This window comes from Streptomyces sp. NEAU-sy36 (assembly GCF_013423905.1).
Lineage (GTDB): Bacteria > Actinomycetota > Actinomycetes > Streptomycetales > Streptomycetaceae > Streptomyces > Streptomyces misionensis.
The window spans coordinates 4,000,419-4,021,146 of record NZ_CP058977.1 but is presented as its reverse complement, the minus strand read 5'-3'; the positions used below and the strand labels follow the sequence as shown (position 1 = coordinate 4,021,146).

Genomic DNA, 20,728 nt, shown 5'->3' with positions numbered 1-20,728 from the left:
TTGACTCTGCTTCACCAGCACCCTAGGGTCAATTACCTGATAGGGCTTGACAAATAAGAGACATGGGAATAAGAAATGTCGAACGATCAGCCCGGCGACTTGATGTCGGTAATTTCCGAAGTATTCGCTCCGCGTGAAGTCACACTCGAAAGCGCTTTCGAGGACCTCGAAGCCACCTCCGTGACGCTGCTCCGCTTGATGGTCTCGATCCAGAGCACGTTCGACGTCGATCTCGACGTCGTCGACATGTTCACCGTGGCCAACATCGGCGAACTGGTCCAGCTCGTCGAGGAGCGGATTCCCGCTTCGAAGTAGTTCCGGTACGGACGTACCCGAGCGATCTCGTCGCTCGCCTCGGGGCTGGCTGCTACCGCTGAGGGGCCGAGTCCGTCCCCGCCGTTCCCACCCCGAGGCCCCCGCAGACGGCCGGAGTCCCGTGGATGCGCGCCCGCCGGCGTTCCGGCCCGAGGCCCGAGCGCACCCTGCCGGGACGGTCTGCCGCATCCGACGTCACCAGCGGACACCCGGGCCCTGGTCGCACCGACCCCGACAGCCCGGCGACCGCCCGAGCGGACCGCACCAGACCGCCTGCCCAAGGAACCAGTGCAGCCACTGTCCCACCGCCGAAAGAGACATCGTGACCGCGTACCCAGCCGCGAAGTACTTCCTGTCGAGCTACATCTCCCCGCCCGGCGGCCTGTCGGTGATAGCGCCGCGCCATGACCAGAACATCGCGCTCTGGCGCAGTCACGACTCGCGGGTCGAACTGGTCAGGGTCTGGGAGCTCGAGCGCTTCAGCGGGCAGAAGCACCACTTCTGGCCACTGTTCACCGTCGACCGGTACACCAAGGTCCTGAACGAGCTGCTTGCGGTCGAGGGTCTCTCCCTGGACAACGTGAGCCTGTCCTGGGGCACCCCCGGTCTGCCGCACCACGCCGACATCAAGGTGCCGTCGGGGGCCGAGGACTTCCCGATCCACAGCCTCGCCCACCTCTACAGCGGACTGCTGCTCGACTCCGAGGCCTTTCGCAACGAGACGATCATCGGACTGGCCCTGGACGGCCGGCCCGACTTCGGCCTCGACCAGACGGGCAAGAAGTACTGGTACACCGGCTGTGTGTCCACGAGAGGCGATGTCGAGTTCGCCCCGGTCGAGTCGCCGGCCCCCATCTACGACGCCGCTTCCTCGGAGTTCGACAAGGAACCAGGCACCCTGATGGCCCTGGCTTCGGCCTGCCCCACGGAGATCGACTTCGACACCGAGGCGGCGGTGCGGGAGCTGGAGCTGTTCGGTGGCCGGCGAGTACCGCTGGTCGACACGCTCCCCTTCGTCCAAGCCGTGATCCGCGCAGCCGAGTCGCAGTTGCCCGCCATGGAGCTGGACAGCCGCTTCAGCGAGCAGGAGCATCTGCAGTCCGCGGTCATGAAGATCGTCCAGACGGCCTGCGAACTCGTCATGGTGCGCAACGTCGACCGGCTCCTCGAGTCGTCCGGGGTGGACCCGACCCAGGCATATCTCTCCATGAGCGGGGGCTTCGCCCTCAACTGTCCGACCAACTCCTTCCTCCTGCGCCGCTACGGGTTCAAGGGCCTGCTCACTCCGCCGAGCGCGAACGACTCCGGTCAGTCGCTCGGGATCGGCCTCCTCGGCCTGCTCGGGGAGGGCCTGCTCCCGGACGGCGGCTTCCGGCTCGAGTCCGCCTACCACGGCGCCGAACTGACCGACATCGAGAGCGCGCTGCGGCACTTCACGGACTTCATCATGGACGTCCAGGACTTCTCCGAGGCCCGGTTCGTGGAGGACCTCTCCGCCGGGCCGGTGGTGTGGGCGGACGGAGCGGCCGAGATCGGCCCGCGCGCGCTGGGCCACCGGAGCATCCTCGCGGATCCCCGCTCGCCCCGGTCGAAGGAACTGCTCAACGACTGGAAGAGCAGGCAGTGGTGGCGCCCCGTCGCCCCGATCGTCTTGGAGGAGTACTGCGGCGAGTGGTTCGAGGACCCCTGGCCCTCGCCCTACATGCTCGAGACGGCGTACGTGGTCGAGTCCAAGCGGGAACTGGTCCCGGCCATCCTCCACCTCGACAATTCGGCCCGCCGCCAGACCCTGTCCGCCGGGACCAACCCCCTCCTCCACCGGGCGATCGAGGCGTTCCGGCAGGCCACAGGCGTGCCGATGGTGTGCAACACCTCGCTGAACGACAAGGGCGAGCCGGTGGTGGACACGGCGGCGCAGGCCCTCAACTTCGCCATCCGCAAGGGCGCCGCCGTCGCTTACCTCGCGGGTCGCCGGGTCGCCCTGCGCACGGAGGCCGAGGGCCGGCCCCCGGTTCCCACCCGCCGGCACGAACGCCGCGAGGACCTGTTCACGGGCCAGGAGGAGGACCGTGACGCGATCTGGGCCTCCTGGGTCGAGGCGGGCTACACCACTGCCGCCATGGTGCTGATGTCCCGCTCCCCCGAGCTGCGCGACCAGTCACTGGCGAAACCCGCCACGGTCAACCAACTGGCCGAGGTCGCGAGCGCCCGGGACGCGAGCGGCACGCTCGCCCTCGCCGCGGCGAAGCACACCAGGATGTTCGGGCCGGCCGCCGTCTTCGACGTCGAATCCGCGGAGGGATCGGTGTTCTGAGCCGGCATCGGTGCAGGGCGTCCGGGGCGGCCGGTTCGACAGCGGTCCGCCCCGGCGCACAAGCCAGATGTCACCCTGCACATCACCCTGCGGTTTTCCCTGGTCGGAGGTCGTGGGAGGCCCAAAGTCCCGGTAGAGGAGCCCTGGACCGGTCATTCGAACCGAACCGCTCTCCGCGCCGGCTGATCGACCGACCGGCCGTCAGACCACTTCGGACATGCGGTCTCCGGCACGCGTCCCACTCTCCGACACACCAGCCTTCAGCCGGACGACGGCCGTGCCTGTCGTGACCGGCTCTGCTTCATCACTACGGGGGATCGACACAGTGAACACGGGATCGCTCTGGGCGCAGACCTCTGACGTGACCCACATGGGTGAGGAGTACAGGGCCGCGCACCCCTCGCACATGGTCGCGACCGAGCGGATCGCGGCGCTGCACCAGGGAGTGCCGTTCGGGATGCTCGACTGCGGTGTCATCTCCGGGGTCACCTACCGTCACCTGCTGGCGGCGGGCCTGGAGGTGGACTACACCGGCATCGACATCGGCGAGGCCGCCATCACCGATTGCCGCAGACTGTACCCCGAGGCGCGGTGGCAGCAGATGAGCATCACGGACCTCGCCTTCCGCGACGGCTCGTTCGACGTGGTGAACTGCCGTCACGTGCTAGAGCACCTCCCGTACTACGAAACCGCCGTCCGCGAGCTGTTCCGGGTCGCCCGCCGCACTGTGGTGATCTGCATGTTCCAGGTGCCGCAGGAGTCCGAGGTACTGCTGCGGCGGGAGACCGCCAACGGCTACATCTGGCTCAACCGCTACGCCGCCGGCCCGTTCGAGGCGCTGCTGCACTCCCTCTCGGAGTCCGTCGAGGTCATCGACGTACCCGCCGACCACCGCCGGAACCAGATCTACCTCTGCACCAAGCACTCCGCGTAGCCGTGGCCCGCTCCAGCAGGACGGATGACGTACGTCCTCGCCCGAACTCCTCAAGGCATCCCTCATGACACTCGCGCACCCCGCAACGCCCGTGCCCGATCCCGAAGCCGGCGGGCGCCTCGTCGAGCTGCCCGCCGCTCCGGAGCTTCCCCTGGACCGGCCTCGCCCCGCCCGGCGCGACCACCGGCCCGGTTCGGTCCCCTTCACCGCCCCCGCCGCCGCAACGGCCGCGCTGCACCGGCTGGCCGAGGCATGCGCAGCGGACCTCCCCGCGGCGGCCTTCGCCCTGTACCTGGCGCTGCTGCACCGGTACGGCGGGCAGTCCGAGTTCGCGGTCGGGGTCGCCGACGGCTCCGGCCCGGCCACCCCCGTCCGCGTCGAGGTCGGCGGGAGCTTCCGCGATCTGGTGTGCTCGGCGGGCGCCCGACTCGCGGAGGCCCGACAGACCGGCGACGCCGTACCGGCGCACCCGTGGCCGGGCTTCTCCTGCCTGTCCGCGCCGCGTGCCGCTCCCGAGGCCACGTACTGCGACCTGGACCTGCGGCTCTGCTGGCGCAACGGCGAACTGACCGGGCAGCTGGTGTTCGCGGCCGACGTCCTCGATGCCTCCACCGCCCGCCGCGCGGTGGACCACCTGCTCCGGCTCCTCGAAGGCGCGACGGCCGACCCGGACCGACCGGTGGCCGAACTGCCCCTGCTCACCCCCGAAGAGGAGCGCACCATCGCCGAGCTGAACGGCGTGGCGGGCGAGCCGGACGGCCCGAGCTTCCACCGGCTCTTCGAGGAGCAGGCACGTCGCACCCCCGAGGCGGTCGCGGTCCGGTCCGAGGGCGCCTCTCTCAGCTACCGCGAGCTCAATTCGCGTGCCAACCAGCTGGCCCACCTGCTGCGCGAGGCCGGTGTCGGCCCCGAGGTGACCGTGGGCCTCTGCGTCGATCGCGACGTACGGCTGATGGTCGCCGTGCTGGGCATCCTCAAAGCCGGCGGCGCGTACGTACCGGTGGACCCGAACGACCCCGTCCAGCGGCGGGACGGCATCCTGGGCGACGCAGCCGTGCACTCCGTGGTGGCGACGGCGCCGCTCGACACCGGGCACCGGGTGATCGAGCTCGACGCCGAGTGGAAGGTGCTGGCAGGCCGCCCGGCGCAGGACGCGCCCCCCGAGCAATCAGCCTGCGGGGACGCCGCGTACCTGCTCTACACCTCCGGCTCCACCGGCAAGCCCAAGGGCGTCGTGATCGAGCACCGCCAGCTCGTCGCCTACACCCGCGCTATCGTCCGGCGGCTCGGCATCGACAGGCCGCTCAGCTTCGCGATGGTGCAGCCGCTGACCGTGGACTCCAGCGTCACCGCCTTCGCCCCGCCGCTGTGCACGGGCGGCGAGGTGCAGCTGATCTCGCGGGACGCCGCACTGGACGCCGGAAAGCTGGCCGACTGGGTGCAGACCTGGGGGGTCGACTGCCTGAAGATCGCCCCCTCGCACCTGCGCGCCCTCCAGTCCTCCCCGCGCTTCGCCGAGCTCCTGCCGCGCCGCCTGCTGGTCGTCGGCGGCGAGGCGTCGGACTGGCACTGGCTGCGCGCCCTGCAGCGCCTCGTCCCCCACTGCCGAGTCTTCAACCATTACGGCCCGACCGAGACCACCGTCGGCGTGCTGACCCTCGCCGTGGCCGACCACCCGGAAGCGGAGTGGGAGACCGCGCCGATCGGTGTGCCACTCCCGGGGACCCAGGCCCACGTCGTGGACCCCGCAGGCCGCCCCGCGCCCGTCGGCGTGGCCGGGGAACTACTGATCGGCGGTGCCACCCTCGCCCGCGGCTACCACCGCCGCGACGACCTCACCGCCGCTGCCTTCGTCCCCGACACCCTCGGCGGCGGGCCCGGCGCTCGCCTCTACCGCACCGGCGACATCGTCCGCCGCCTGGCCGACGGGACGATCGCCTTCCTCGGCCGGCGCGACGACCAGATCAAGGTCCGCGGCTTCCGGGTCGCCCTGGGAGAGATCGAGGCCGCGCTGAAGAGTCATCCCGCCGTGCGCCACGCCATCGTCGTGGTACGCGAGGACGTGCCCGGCGACCGGCGGGTGGTCGCCTACATCGAGCCGCATGGCGCCGGGCCCGCCACCGCCGAGCTGGAGCGCCACCTGCGGGAGAGACTCTCCCCCCACATGGTGCCGCAGGCGCTGGTGACGCTTGACCGCCTGCCGCTCAGCGGGCACGGCAAGGTCGACCGCAGCAGGCTGCCCCGGCCCGCGGAACCCACCGCCGCACCGCTGCCGCCACGCAACGAGCTGGAGCGGCTGGTGGCCCGGGTGTGGCAGGAGCTCTTCCGCACCGAGGAGGCGGTCGGCACCGACCAAAACTTTTTCGACCTGGGCGGGCACTCCCTGCTCATGGTCGAGCTGCACCACCGGCTCCGTACGGCGACCGGCCGGGAGATCGAATTGCTCGACCTGTTCCAGCACACCACCGTCCGAGCCCAGGCCGGCCTGCTCTCGCAGCAGAAGCAGGGCGCCGCCCCTGGCACCGCCCGCGGCAGAGGAGCTCAGCAGAACGCCCTGCTCAGGCGCCGCCAGCAGCAGTTGCAAGCGAAGCGAGGTCACCATGAGTGAGCACTCCCCCGAAGTCGAGTCCGCCATCGGCGTGCGGCCCGGCCCCGAGCCCGCCGACGGCTTCTCCGAGTACGAGGACAGCCTCGACATCGCCATCGTCGGCATGGCCGGCCGCTTCCCCGGCGCCCGAACGGTCGAGGAGTACTGGAGCAACCTCAAGGCGGGCGTCTGCTCCCTCACCCGCTTCGGCGAGGAGGAACTCGCGGCGCGCGGCGTCGACGCCGCCACCCTGGCCGACCCGAACTTCGTCGGCGCGAGCTACGTACTGGCGGACAGCGAGAAGTTCGACGCCGCCTTCTTCGGCTACTCCCCGCGCGAGGCCGAGCTCATGGACCCGCAGCACCGGGTGCTGCTCGAATGCGCCTGGGCGGCGCTGGAAAGCTCCGGGTACGACGCCGAAGGCCACGACGGCCTCGTCGGCGTCTACGCGGGCGCCGGCAACAACACCTACCTGATCCACAACATCGCCACCCAACCCGGTGCCGCGCAGATCCTCGGCGACAAGCAGACGGTGATCGGCAACCGGCCGGACTTCCTCGCCAGCCGCGTCTCCTACAAGCTCGGGCTGGAGGGCCCCGCCCTCAACATCCAGTCCGCCTGCTCCACCTCGCTGGCCGCCGTGGTCGAGGCATGCCAGGCGCTGCTGGCCTATCAGTGCGACACCGCGCTGGCCGGCGGCGTCGCCGTCGACGGGTCCAGGAACAAGGGCTACGTCTACCGCCCGGACGGCATCTTCTCGCCGGACGGCCACTGCCGTACCTTCGACGCCCGCGCCCAGGGCACGGTGGGCGGCGACGGCGTCGGCATGGTGGTGCTCAAGCGCCTCAAGGATGCGATCAGCGACAACGACCACATCCATGCGGTCATCAAGGGCTCGGCACTCAACAACGACGGTTCCCGGCGGGCCGGATTCAGCGCGCCCAGCGCGGCCACCCAGGCCGCCGTCATATCCACGGCGCTGGCCAACGCGGACGTCCCGGCCGAGAGCATCGGCTACGTCGAGCTGCACGGGACGGCCACCATCCTCGGGGACCCGATCGAGTTCTCCGCGCTGGCCTCGGCCTACTCCGGGGTCCCGGAGCACAGCTGCGCACTCGGATCCGTCAAGACCAACATCGGCCACCTCGACTCGGCCGCAGGCGTCGCCGGCCTGATCAAGGCAGTGCTGGCGGTCGAGCACGGGCAGCTTCCGCCCACCCTGCACTTCGAGAAGCCCAACCCGCGCATCGCCCTGGACGGCAGTCCGTTCTACGTCAACACCGAGCTGCTGCCCTGGCCCGAAGGCGACGGCCCGCGCCGCGCCGGGGTCAGTTCCTTCGGGCTCGGCGGCACCAACGCCCACGTCATTCTCGAACAGGCCCCGCAGGTGCCGCGCGAACCCCGGCCGGCCGGCGGCACCGAGCAACTGCTGGTGCTCTCCGCCAAGAGCCCGGAGGCCCTGGAGGCTGCCACCGACCAGCTTCACGACCACCTCCGCGCCCACCCCGGCCTCGAACTCGCCAATGTCGCCTGCACCCTCCAGCGAGGCCGCCGTGCCTTCCCGAACCGGCGCATGCTGGTCGCCGGCAGCGTCGAGGAGGCGGTGGCGGCGCTCGACGCCCGCGACGACGGACGGCTGCTGACCGGGACCGCGCCCGAGGCCGCGCACCGTCCCGTGGCATTCATGTTCACCGGGTTCGGCACCCAGTTCCCCGGCATGGCCCGCGAACTTCATGCCCAGGAGCACGTGTTCAGGTCCGCCCTGGACGAGTGCGCCGAGCTGCTGCTGCCGATGCTGGGCACGGACATCCGCGAGTTCCTGCTCGCCGCCGGCGAGTCCGCGACCGCGCCCGAGCAGCCGTTCGACTTCCGCAGGCTGCTGCTCCAGCCGGAGCGCAGCGAGCACCCGCTGGACCAGCCCCTCTTCGGGTACCCCGCGGTGTTCGCCCTCGAGTACGCCCTCGTCAGGCTCTGGGCCGCCTGGGGCGTCGAGCCCGAGGCGATGATCGGCCACAGCCTGGGCGAATACGTCGCCGCCTGCGTGGCCGGGGTCTTCTTGCTGCCCGACGCCCTGCGCCTCGTCGTGGAGCGCGCGCGGCTGATCGAGGAGCAGGGCGAGGGCGCGATGCTCGCCGTACCGCTCTCCGAGGAAGCCGTCGCGAGGTACACGGACGAAGACGTCTGCCTCGCCGCGGTCAACGGCCCCCAGACCTGCGTGCTCTCCGGAACCGTCGAGGGCATCGAGCGGGTGGCCGACGAGCTGCTGGCCGCGGGTGTCGCCACCCGTCGGCTGACCACCCGCTTCGCCTTCCACTCCCCCATGATGGAGCCGGTCGTCGAGCGGTACGCCGAACTGGTCCGCTCCGTACGGCTGAACGCTCCGGCCGTGCCGTTCGTCTCCAACCTGACCGGCACCTGGATCACCGACGACGAGGCCACCAGCCCCGAGTACTGGGCCCGGCACGTCCGACAGAGCGTGCGGTTCGCGGACGGCCTGGCCGCCCTGTGGTCCGTCCCGGACATCGCGATCGTCGAGATCGGCCCCGCGCCGACGCTGACCCCCGGTGCCCTCCAGCATCCCGCCGCCGCCGGCACCGACCGGGTCGTCGTCCCCTCCCTGCCCGGCGCCATGCTCGGGCAGAGCGCCCGCACCGCACTCCTGCGCGCCGCCGGCCGCCTCTGGCTGGCCGGGCGGGAGCGCCCCTTCCCCGCCCCGGCGGGAGCCAGGCGGGTCCCGCTCCCCACGTACCCCTTCGAACGGCGCACCTACTGGCTCGCGCCCGGGACCGTCCAGCCCGGCAGCGGATCGGCCCAGCAGCGGCGCGGCGACCTGCCCCAGTGGTTCTACACACCGTCCTGGCAGCGGCTGGCGGGCGCACCCCGGTACGCCGAGGCCGGCCTGGTCGCCGAGCGCTGGCTCGTCTTCGCCGACGAGGCCGGGGTCGGCCGCCGCCTCGCCGACCGTCTCGGTGCCCTCGGCGCCACCGTGCGCGTGGTCTCCCGCGGGGCCGACTGGCACCGGGAGGGCGAGCGCGAGTACGTCCTCGACCCCGCCCGCGCGGAGCACTTCGGCCGGCTCGCCGAGGCGCTGCGCGCCGAGGGACCGCTGCCCGGCCGGGTCGTGCACTGCTGGAGCGTCGGCGACGACGCGGACCGGGCCGCGGCGCCCGAGGACGTGCGGGCCCTGCTGCACCGCTCCTTCGACAGCCTGGTCCACTGGGCCCAGGCCGTCGAGGCCGAACTCATGACGCAGCCGCAGCGATGGGACGTGCTGTCCTCCGAAGTCCACTCAGTCCTCGGCGACGAGCCGCTCTGCCCGGCGAAGGCCGCCGTCCAGGGCCTGTGCCGGGTGCTGCCGCAGGAGTATCCCACGCTCGACTGCGTCCAGTTCGACCTCCGCCCGGAGGGCCCGCAGTCCGTGCCCGGCCTGGTGGAACAGTTGCTGACAGAGCTCTCCGCCCCGCCGGGCGAGCGCACTGTCGCGCTGCGCGGCCGGCACCGCTGGGCGCCCGCGTACGCGGCCGGCGAGCCGCCTGTACGAGGCGCCTCACCGGTCCGCGACGGCGGAGTGTACCTGCTCACCGGCGGCCTCGGGAAGATCGGCCTGCTCATGGCCCGGGCCCTCGCGGACCGGGCGAAGGTGCGTCTGGTGCTGCTCGGGCGGACGGGCCTGCCGCCCCGGGAGGAATGGGCCGATCCGCATCACCCGGAAGCCGTCCGGTCGGCGGTCCGCGCCGTCCAGGAGATCGAGGCCCTCGGGTCCGAGGTGCTGGTGGCCGCCACGGACGTCTCCGACCGCGCTGCCATGTTCGCCCTGAAGGCGCGCGTCCTGGAGGAGTTCGGACCGATCGACGGCGTGCTCCACTGCGCCGGCACGACCGGCAAGGCAGCCCACCGGGAGATCTCGGTCCTGGGCGAGGAGGAGGCCTCCTGGCACTTCGGGCCGAAGCTGTACGGCACGCAGGTGCTGCACGAGGTACTCGCCGACCAGCGGTTGGACTTCGCCCTCATCTGCTCCTCGATCGCCTCGCTGCTCGGCGGACTCGGCTTCGCCGCCTACGCCGCCGCGAACGCCGTGCTCGACGCCTTCGCCCAGAGGCACCACAGCGCGGACCTGCCCTGGACCAGCGTCAACTGGGAGGCCTGGTACTTCTCCTCCGAGGACCGGGCGGATTCCGAGCTCGGGGCCGCCGTACGCGACCTGGCGCTCACCCCGGCCGAGGGCCGGCGGGTCTTCGACGCCCTGCTCGACGCGGCGCCACAACCGCAGATCATCACCTCCACGGGTGACCTGGCGCTGCGCCAGGAGCTGTGGTCCGACCCGTCCGCCGAGGCGGCGGCGCCCGTCGCCCGGCACGAGCGGCCCAACCTGCGGAACCCGTTCGTCGCACCGAGCGGAGAGACCGAACACAGGGTGGCGGAGATCTGGCAGGAGCTGCTCGGCGTGGAGAGCGTCGGCGCCCAGGACAACTTCTTCGAGCTGGGCGGCAGTTCCCTGCTCGGCCTCCAGGTCGTCCACCGACTGCGTCAGGAGCTGAGCGTGGCTGTCCCGCTGACCATCGTGTACGAGGGCCCCACGGTGCGCACCCTCGGCGCCCTCGTCGACAACCTCCGGGCGGCCAGCTGATGGCGGCGCGCGGCGGTGTCGCGATCGTCGGGATGGCGGGGCGTTTCCCCGGCGCGGGCGACCTGGCCGAGTTCTGGTCGAACCTGCGCGACGGTGTGGAGTCGATCCTTCCGCTCTCCGCCGAGGAACTGGCGGCGGCCGGGGTGCCGGCCGAGGTCTACGAGCAGCCGAACTACGTCAAGGCCGCGCCGGCCTTCACCGGCAGCGACCTGTTCGATGCGGAATTCTTCGGTTACACCGCCCGCGAGGCCGAGGTGATGGACCCGCAGCACCGGCTCTTCCTGGAGACAGCCTGGCATGCGCTGGAGCACTCCGGCCACGACGCCGAGCAGTACGACGGCAGCATCGGCGTGTTCGGCGGTGCGGGGGCCAACCGCTACGTCCAGCACGTCTATTCGCACCAGCAGATCGTGGAGACCCTGGGCCAGACCCAGATCCTGGTGGCGAACGAGCTCGGCTTCCTGGCCTCCCGGGTGTCGTACAAGCTGGACCTGAAGGGCCCTGCGGTATCGCTGCGCGCCGCCTGCTCGACGGCGCTGCTCGCCGCCCACACCGCCTGCCGCAGTCTGCTCGCCGGGGAGTGCGACCTCGCTCTGGCGGGCGGTGTCCACGTAGACCCGAACCCGGGCACGGGATACCTGCACCAGGACGGATCCTTCGTCTCTCCGGACGGGCATGTCCGCCCGTTCGACGCGGATGCCCGGGGCACGGTCTTCGGCACGGGCGTCGGCGTGGTGGTGCTGAAACGGTTGGAGGACGCGCTGGCCGACGGCGACACCATCCACGCCGTGATCAGGGGTTCGGCCGTCAACAACGACGGCGGGGTCAAGGTCGGCTTCACCGCCCCCAGCGTCACCGGCCAGGCCGCCGTCATCTCGGCCGCTCTCGGCAGCGCGGGCCTGACCCCCGAGGACATCGACTACGTCGAGGCACACGGAACGGGTACGTCGCTGGGGGACCCGATCGAGGTGCAGGCGTTGTCGCGTGCGTTCGGCGGTGCCGGCTCCTGCGCTCTGGGATCGGTCAAGGGCAACATCGGCCACCTCGACGCCGCCGCCGGCATCGCAGGCCTGATCAAGACCACCCTCGCCCTCGAACACCAACTCCTGCCCCCCTCACTCAACTACCAGCGCCCCAACCCCGACATCGACTTCACCAACAGCCCCTTCCACATCCAGGACCAGGCCACCCCCTGGCCCCGCACCCCCGACCACACCCGCCGCGCCGGCATCAGCGCCTTCGGCTTCGGCGGCAGCAACGCCCACATCATCCTCGAAGAAGCCCCCCACACCCCACCCTCACCACCCAGCACCCGCCCCACCGAAACCCTCATCCTCTCCGCCCGCACCCCCCAAGCACTCGAAGAAGCCACCGACCGACTCGCCGCCCACCTACGCCGCACCCAACCCAACCTCGCCGACACCGCCTACACCCTCGCCACCGGACGCCGCGCCTTCCCCCACCGCCGCACCGTCACCGGCACCACACCCGACGCCATCGCCACAGCCCTGGAAACCCGCGACCCCGCCCACGTCACCACCAGCCACACCACCCGCGACACCACACCACTGATCTACCTCTTCAGCGGCCAAGGCTCACAACACACCCGCATGGCCCACGACCTCTACCAACACGAACCCGCATTCCGCAGCGCCGTCGACGAATGCGCCGAACTCCTCACCCCCCACCTCGGCGAAGACATCCGCACCATCGTCTTCACCGACGACCCCCGACTCGACCAGACCCAATGGGCCCAACCCGCCCTCTTCACCATCGAATACGCCCTCACCCAACTCTGGAAAACCTGGGGCATCACCCCCACCGGCATGCTCGGCCACAGCCTCGGCGAATGGACCGCCGCCTGCCTCGCCGGCGTCTTCACCCTCCCCGACGCCCTCCACCTCGTCACCCTCCGCGGCCGCCTCATGCAAGCCCAAACCCCCGGCGCCATGCTCAACGTCATGGCCGACCGCACCACCATCGAAGCCGCCCTCCCCGACACCCTCTCCCTCGCCGCCCACAACGGCCCCCGAGACTGCGTCATCTCCGGCCCCCACGACGCCATCCACACCTTCACCACCCTCGCCGAAGAAAACGGCTGGCCCACCCAACCCATCACCACCAGCCACGCCTTCCACTCCCCCCTCATGGAACCGATGATCGCGGAATTCACCACCGCGGTCGCCACCACCAACCCCCAAACCCCCCACACCCCCTTCATCTCCAACACCACCGGCACCTGGATCACCGACCAACAAGCCACCGACCCCACCTACTGGGGCAACCACATCCGCGCCACCGTCGAATACGCCACCAGCATCCAAACCGCCACCACCCAACCCCACACCACCCTCCTCGAAATCGGCCCCGGCCAAACCCTCACCAGCCTCGCCCGCCGCATCCTCACCCACACCAACACCCACACCACCACCCTCGCCTCACTCCCCCACAAACGCGACCCCCGCACCCCCACCGAAACCATCCAACGCACCCTCGCCAACCTCTGGCTCACCGGCACCACACCCCACTGGCCCACCTACCACAACCACCAACAACGCCACCGCATCCCCCTCCCCACCTACCCCTTCCAACACAAGCACTACTGGCTGGACCGGCAGGCCGCCACGCCTCAGGCCGCCGACCGTGCCACGATGCGCCGCGACGACATCACGCAGTGGTTCTACGCGCCGTCCTGGCAACGGGAGACCCTGCCCGCCGGGGAGCAGCCGGACGCCGCGCGGCACTGGCTCGTCTTCGCCGACGCCGTGGGAGTGGGAGAGGCAGTGGCCGGACGGCTGCGGGCCGCCGGTGCCGCCGTCACCGTGGTGGAGGCGGCCGGCGCCTGGGCCGACCGAGGGGACGGCCGCTACGCCGTCGACGCGGGAAGCGGCTCCGACTACGAGCGGCTGATCGACACCCTGCGGAGCGGCCCCGCCGGCGCGCCCACCCGCATCGTCCACAGCTGGAACGTCACCGCACCGGGTGAGGAGGGCAGCCTGCGGCACGGTTTCGAGAGCCTGATCCTCCTGGCCCAGGCCCTCGCCCGGCATGCTGAAAGCGAGCCGCGCCGGATCTGGGTGCTCAGCAACGGCCTGCACGACATCACCGGCGCCGAGGTGCTCTCGCCGTTGAAGGCCACCCTGCTGGGGCCGTGCCGTGTGCTGCCCCGCGAGCTGCCGGACACCGCCTGCCGCAGCGTCGACCTCGACTACGGCGCCGCTCCCAACGAGCGGGAGCTGGTCCGCCTGATGGCCGAGCTGGCCGTCGAGCCGGGGCGGGGACCGGAGACGGTGGCGCACCGCGGCGGCCACCGCTGGTCCCAGCACTTCGTACAGCAGCCGCTGCCGCGCGGCGACCGGCCGCCGGTGGTGCGCAAGGGCGGCGTCTACCTGGTCACCGGCGGCACCGGCGGCCTGGGGCTGACCCTCGCGGGGCACCTCGCGGCGGCCGGGGCACGGATCGCACTCACCTCGCGCACCGGGCTGCCCGACGCCGCGGAGTGGGACGAGTGGCTCGCCCGCAATCCCGGAAGGAGCCGGCTGTCCGACGTCGTACGCGAGCTGGTGCGCCTCCGCGACGCGGGAGCGGAACTCCTCGTGTGCCGGGCCGACGTGAGCGACCGGGCGGCGATGGATGAGGCCGTCCGGCAGACCGTCGGGCGCTGGGGCGGCATCAACGGCGCCTTCCACATGGCGGGTGTCCCCAGTGGCGGCCTGATCCAGCTCAAGGACCTCCGGGCGGCAGCCGAGGTCCTGCTCCCGAAGGTGCGCGGGACCCTGGTGCTGGAGGAGGCGCTGGCAGGGCAGGATCTGGACTTCCTGGTCCTGTTCGGATCGAACGGCGCGAACGTGGGCAGTGCAGGCCAGGTCGACTACTGCGCCGCCAACTGCTTCCTCGACGCCTTCGCCCAGGACCGCAGCCGCACCCGGCGGGTGATCGCGATCGACTGGGGCCCCTGGCGCGAGGTAGGCATGGCGGCCGACGCCGCGACGCCCTTCGCCGATCGGGTGGACCAGCGTGCCATGTCCCCCTCCGAGGGGCTGCGGGCACTCGACACCATCCTGGCGGGGGTGTCGGAACCGCAGGTCGTCGTGTCGCCGGCCGAGCTGACGGCGCTCTTCGAGAACGCCTTCTCGCTGGAGCAGGACACCGTCACGGAGCCTCGCGGCGCCGTGTACGAGCGCCCGGACATCCTGACCGAGTTCGTGGCGCCGCGCACCGACGCCGAGCGCGCGATCTGCGAGGCATGGCAGGCGCTGCTGGGCATCGAGAAGGTCGGTATCCAGGACAGCTTCTTCGATCTGGGCGGAAACTCCCTGATCGCGATCCAGGTGGTGAGCACCGTCAACACCCGGCTCGGCGCGAAGCTCGCCCTCGGCGACCTGTACGAGGGGCTGACGGTGTCGCACCTGGCCGCCGTAGCGGAGAAACCCGTGGAGCAGACACCGCGGAACAGCCTCAAGACGCTTGAGGAACGCAGAGACAAGATGCAGCAGCGCAGGCGCCAGCAGCAACGGCGTCGTACGGCAAGGGGCGAATGATGACCACTGAGTTCACGGACCTCCCGGAACGGGACGGTGTCGCGATCGTCGGGATGGCGGGGCGCTTCCCCGGCGCGGGCGACCTGGCCGAGTTCTGGTCGAACCTGCGCGACGGTGTGGAGTCGATCCTTCCGCTCTCCGACGAGGAACTGGCGGCGGCCGGGGTGCCGGCCGAGGTCTACGGCAGCCCCCACTACGTCAAGGCCGTACCCAAGTTCGAGGGTATGGGCCTGTTCGATGCGGAGTTCTTCGGTTACACCGCCCGCGAGGCGAAGATCATGGACCCGCAGCACCGGCTCTTCCTGGAGACCGCCTGGCAGGCGCTGGAGCACTCCGGCCACGACGCCGCCCGGTACGAGGGCAGCATCGGCGTGTTCGGCGGTGCCAGCACCACCGCCTATCTGGGGAACATCCTCAGCAATCTGGAGCAGGGCGAGGCGATCAAGGGCGAGAACGTCGGCCTGGGCTTCGAGCTCGCCTTCCTGACGAGCCGGGTGTCGTACAAGCTCGACCTGAGGGGGCCGAGCTTCCCGGTCCAGACCGCCTGCTCAAGCTCGCTGGTGGCGCTCCACTCCGCCTGTCAGAGCCTGCTCAACTACGAGTGCGACATGGCCCTGTCCGGGGCGGTCTCCTACAAGGTGCAGGAGAACACCGGCTACCCCTACCAGGAGGGGGCCTTCCTTTCACCGGACGGGCATGTCCGCCCGTTCGACGCGGATGCCCGGGGCACGGTCTTCGGCAACGGCGTCGGCGTGGTGGTGCTGAAACGGCTGGAGGACGCGCTGGCCGACGGCGACACCATCCACGCCGTGATCAGGGGTTCGGCCGTCAACAACGACGGCGGGGTCAAGGCGAGCTTCACGGCACCGACAGTCGGCGGTCAGGCCGATGTGATCACCGAGGCGCTGGCCGCCGCGGAGGTCGGTCCCGAGGACATCGACTACGTCGAGGCACACGGCAGCGGCACCGTGATCGGAGATTCCATCGAGGTGCAGGCGTTGTCGCGTGCGTTCGGCGGTGCCGGCTCCTGCGCTCTGGGATCGGTCAAGGGCAACATCGGCCACCTCGACGCCGCCGCCGGCATCGCAGGCCTGATCAAGACCACCCTCGCCCTCGAACACCAACTCCTGCCCCCCTCACTCAACTACCAGCGCCCCAACCCCGACATCGACTTCACCAACAGCCCCTTCCACATCCAGGACCAGGCCACCCCCTGGCCCCGCACCCCCGACCACACCCGCCGCGCCGGCATCAGCGCCTTCGGCTTCGGCGGCAGCAACGCCCACATCATCCTCGAAGAAGCCCCCCACACCCCACCCTCACCACCCAGCACCCGCCCCACCGAAACCCTCATCCTCTCCGCCCGCACCCCCCAAGCACTCGAAGAAGCCACCGACCGACTCGCCGCCCACCTACGCCGCACCCAACCCAACCTCGCCGACACCGCCTACACCCTCGCCACCGGACGCCGCGCCTTCCCCCACCGCCGCACCGTCACCGGCACCACACCCGACGCCATCGCCACAGCCCTGGAAACCCGCGACCCCGCCCACGTCACCACCAGCCACACCACCCGCGACACCACACCACTGATCTACCTCTTCAGCGGCCAAGGCTCACAACACACCCGCATGGCCCACGACCTCTACCAACACGAACCCGCATTCCGCAGCGCCGTCGACGAATGCGCCGAACTCCTCACCCCCCACCTCGGCGAAGACATCCGCACCATCGTCTTCACCGACGACCCCCGACTCGACCAGACCCAATGGGCCCAACCCGCCCTCTTCACCATCGAATACGCCCTCACCCAACTCTGGAAAACCTGGGGCATCACCCCCACCGGCATGCTCGGCCACAGCCTCGGCGAATGGACCGCCGCCTGCCTCGCCGGCGTCTTCACCCTCCCCGACGCCCTCCACCTCGTCACCCTCCGCGGCCGCCTCATGCAAGCCCAAACCCCCGGCGCCATGCTCAACGTCATGGCCGACCGCACCACCATCGAAGCCGCCCTCCCCGACACCCTCTCCCTCGCCGCCCACAACGGCCCCCGAGACTGCGTCATCTCCGGCCCCCACGACGCCATCCACACCTTCACCACCCTCGCCGAAGAAAACGGCTGGCCCACCCAACCCATCACCACCAGCCACGCCTTCCACTCCCCCCTCATGGAACCGATGATCGCGGAATTCACCACCGCGGTCGCCACCACCAACCCCCAAACCCCCCACACCCCCTTCATCTCCAACACCACCGGCACCTGGATCACCGACCAACAAGCCACCGACCCCACCTACTGGGGCAACCACATCCGCGCCACCGTCGAATACGCCACCAGCATCCAAACCGCCACCACCCAACCCCACACCACCCTCCTCGAAATCGGCCCCGGCCAAACCCTCACCAGCCTCGCCCGCCGCATCCTCACCCACACCAACACCCACACCACCACCCTCGCCTCACTCCCCCACAAACGCGACCCCCGCACCCCCACCGAAACCATCCAACGCACCCTCGCCAACCTCTGGCTCACCGGCACCACACCCCACTGGCCCACCTACCACAACCACCAACAACGCCACCGCATCCCCCTCCCCACCTACCCCTTCCAACACAAGCACTACTGGCTGGAGCCTCAGAGCCCGAAAGCCGTGGTCCGGCACGCGCGCGGCCCACACCCGCTGCTGGACCAGGTGCTGCTGCGGTCTGCCGGCCAGTCGGTCTTCCTCACCGAGTTCGCGCTGGAACGGCACTGGGTGCTCTCCGAGCACAAGCTGCTCGGAGAGGCGATCGTCCCCGGAACCACATATCTGGAGATGGCCCGGGCCGCCGCGTCCGAGCACTTTGGCCGCCCGGTCACCGAGCTCCACGACGTCACGTTCCTCGTTCCGCTGCTGGTGCAGGAAGACACCCCCCGTACGACCCACACGACCGTCCGCGAGATCGACGACCTGCGGGCCGAGTTCACCGTGGCCAGCCACGACCCGGCGAGCGACCACTGGACGACGCACGTCCAGGGCACGGTCGGCGTCAGGCCGCACTCCTCACCCGCTCCGCAGCAGGACCTGGCTGCCCTGCGTGAACTGTGCTCGCTGGAGAGCGTGGACATCGCCCGGCGGCAGACCGAACACAAGGTCATGAACTTCGGCGACCGCTGGCGCAGCAGCCTGCCGACCGTGCACGTCGGCGTCCGGGCCGCCCTCGGCGTACTCGACCTGCCCGAGCAGTACCGCACCGAGTGCCAGGACCACCCCCTGCACCCGGCCCTGCTCGACCAGGCCACCGGGTTCAGCGGCTTCGCCGTCCTGGAGAGCGCCGAGGACCGCCGGCTCGCCCTCGGTGAGCGGGACTTCTTCCTCCCGGTCGGCTACGACTCGCTGCTCCTGTACGGCCCACTGCCCGCCCGCGGCCTGAGCTTCATGAAGCCGCACCCGGGCTATCTGAACAACGCCGAGTTCCGCAAGGTCGACGTGGTGGTCTGCGACGAGTCGGGGGCCACTGCCGCCGAGATCCGCGGCTTCACGGTGAAGCGCGTCACCGACGCCCCGACCACGGTGGCCCGACTGCGCCCGCACGCCCGGCACCACACCCTCCGATGGATCCCGGCGCCGGCGCCCGGGGAGCAGCAGGCCCCACCCGCCCGGGTCCTGGTGATCGGTGAACACGGCGGTATTGGAACGGAGTTGGGCGCCGGGCTTCGTGCGCGTGGAATCGGCGTCACCGAGGCGGAACTCGCAGGCGAGTGGCGGCAGACCGGTCCGGGGCGGTACGAGGTTCCGCCCACCGGGGAGGGCTTCGGGCGCCTGCTGGACGCGCTCGGTGCGGACCTCCCGGACGAAGTCGTACACGTCGCGGCTCCCGCCGACGGCGGCGTCCAGCAGGATCTGCGGACCCTGGAGGCAAGGCTCGACCACGGCGTCCACAGTCTGTTCCACCTGGCCCGCACCCTCTCCGAGCGCGGTGCCACCCCGGCCAGGCTCAGCGTGGTCGCCCCCTCGGTGGCACGGGTGACCGGCACCGAGCCGGAGACGGCCGCAGTGCACGCGACGCTCTTCGGCCTGGCCAAGGTGATCGGACAGGAGTTCGAGAGCACCGACGTGTTCTGCCTCGACATCGCCGCCGAAACCGGCGCGGAGGCCGTCTGCGCCGAGTTGCTCGGGGCCCGGACCCCCACCGCGGTCGCGCTGCGCGGCGGACTGCGGTACGTCGCCGAGCTCGCGCCGGTGCACCTGCGGGAGCAACCCAGGTCCGCGCCGGTGCGCCCGGACGGGGTGTACCTCATCACCGGCGGCCTGGGCGGGCTCGGGCTGGCGGTCGCACGCCACCTGAGCCGTTCGGTGCCGGGTGCGCGGCTCGCCCTGGTCAACCGCACCGAACTGCCTCCGCGCGAGCGGTGGGACGAGGTCGCCGACGCCCGGCTGTGCGGGCAGATCGAAGCACTGCGCGAGCTGGAGCGGAACGGCGCCGAGGTCCGCAGCTACTCCGGCGACGTCACCGACCTCACGGCGATGCAGACAGTCGTCGCGAGGATCCGTGCCGAACTCGGCGCGATCGGCTGTATCGTCCACGCGGCCGGCGTCGCCGGCGACGGCTTCCTCTTCCGCAAGGAAGCGGAAACCTTCCGCCGTACGCTTGACCCCAAGGTGCTCGGCGCCACCGTGCTGGACCTGGTCACCCAGGATGATCCGCCGGAGCTCATGGTCAACTTCGGCTCCACGGTGGCGATCTTCGGAGCGGCCGGGCAGGGCGACTACACTGCCGCCAACAGCTACCTGGACCACTTCGCCGAACAGCGCTCCGCGCGCGGCCGGTGGACGGTGACGGTCGACTGGAGCGACTGGCTGGAAACCGGCATGGCCTTCGACCACGGAGTCCAACAGGACCAGGGCTTCTTCCGGTCGGTGTCGGTCGAGGACGGTCTCGGCAGCTTCGAGGAGATCATCTCCTCGGCCTGCAGCCGGGTGATCGTCGGCGAGATCAACTACCCCAGGCTGGGCGGGCCCGGCGGTCTCACGGAGCTGCTCCACCGCGCTCCGGTGGTCCTGGCCGCCCCGGTCCGGCAGGCCATCGCCGCCGCCCGCGGCGATGGCGGTGAATCGGCCGAGACGGCGCCCGCCACCCCGTCCGACGGCGAGCCGAAGCTCTTCGGCAGGGAGAGCGGCGACTTCAGCGACACCGAGCGCGCGCTCGCCCGGATCTGGGCCCGCGAGCTCGGCCTCACCGAACTCAACGTGCACGACACCTCGTTCGCGCTCGGTGTGGACTCGCTGACCGCGCTCCGGATCGCCCAGAGCATCCAGAAGATCATGGACATCCGGGTCTCCATGGTCGACCTGTTCCGCTACGTCACGATCGCGGACCTCGCCGCGCACCTGGACGCCAAGGACACCCAGGGCTGATCGAGCACACC

General features: G+C 70.9%; 7 protein-coding genes. All 7 read left to right on the top strand.

Annotation, left to right across the window (positions count from 1 at the left end):
• The first annotated feature begins 75 nt into the window (after positions 1-75).
• Positions 76-315 (top strand): acyl carrier protein, encoded by a 240-nt coding sequence (locus HZZ00_RS18410; protein ID WP_180333213.1) that lies wholly within the window; start codon positions 76-78, stop codon positions 313-315.
• A 322-nt stretch (positions 316-637) separates the two neighbouring features.
• Positions 638-2,629: a carbamoyltransferase C-terminal domain-containing protein gene (locus HZZ00_RS18405; RefSeq protein ID WP_180333212.1), complete on the top strand. Its 1,992-nt coding sequence runs from the start codon at positions 638-640 to the stop codon at positions 2,627-2,629.
• Between the two features lie 370 nt (positions 2,630-2,999).
• Positions 3,000-3,563 (top strand): class I SAM-dependent methyltransferase, encoded by a 564-nt coding sequence (locus HZZ00_RS18400; protein WP_257585966.1) that lies wholly within the window; start codon positions 3,000-3,002, stop codon positions 3,561-3,563.
• Between the two features lie 64 nt (positions 3,564-3,627).
• Entirely contained in the window at positions 3,628-6,171 is a 2,544-nt protein-coding gene (locus HZZ00_RS18395) for an amino acid adenylation domain-containing protein (protein ID WP_180333210.1), read from the top strand.
• Positions 6,164-10,777, top strand: a complete 4,614-nt coding sequence (locus HZZ00_RS18390; protein WP_180333209.1) for a type I polyketide synthase — start codon at positions 6,164-6,166, stop codon at positions 10,775-10,777. Before HZZ00_RS18395 ends, HZZ00_RS18390 begins: the two co-directional genes overlap by 8 nt.
• 32 nt (positions 10,778-10,809) lie before the next feature.
• On the top strand, positions 10,810-15,318 hold the full coding sequence (locus HZZ00_RS18385; RefSeq protein ID WP_180333208.1) for a type I polyketide synthase: 4,509 nt from the start codon (positions 10,810-10,812) through the stop codon (positions 15,316-15,318).
• Positions 15,318-20,717, top strand: a complete 5,400-nt coding sequence (locus tag HZZ00_RS18380; protein WP_180333207.1) for a type I polyketide synthase — start codon at positions 15,318-15,320, stop codon at positions 20,715-20,717. Before HZZ00_RS18385 ends, HZZ00_RS18380 begins: the two co-directional genes overlap by 1 nt.
• Positions 20,718-20,728: the final 11 nt, after the last annotated feature.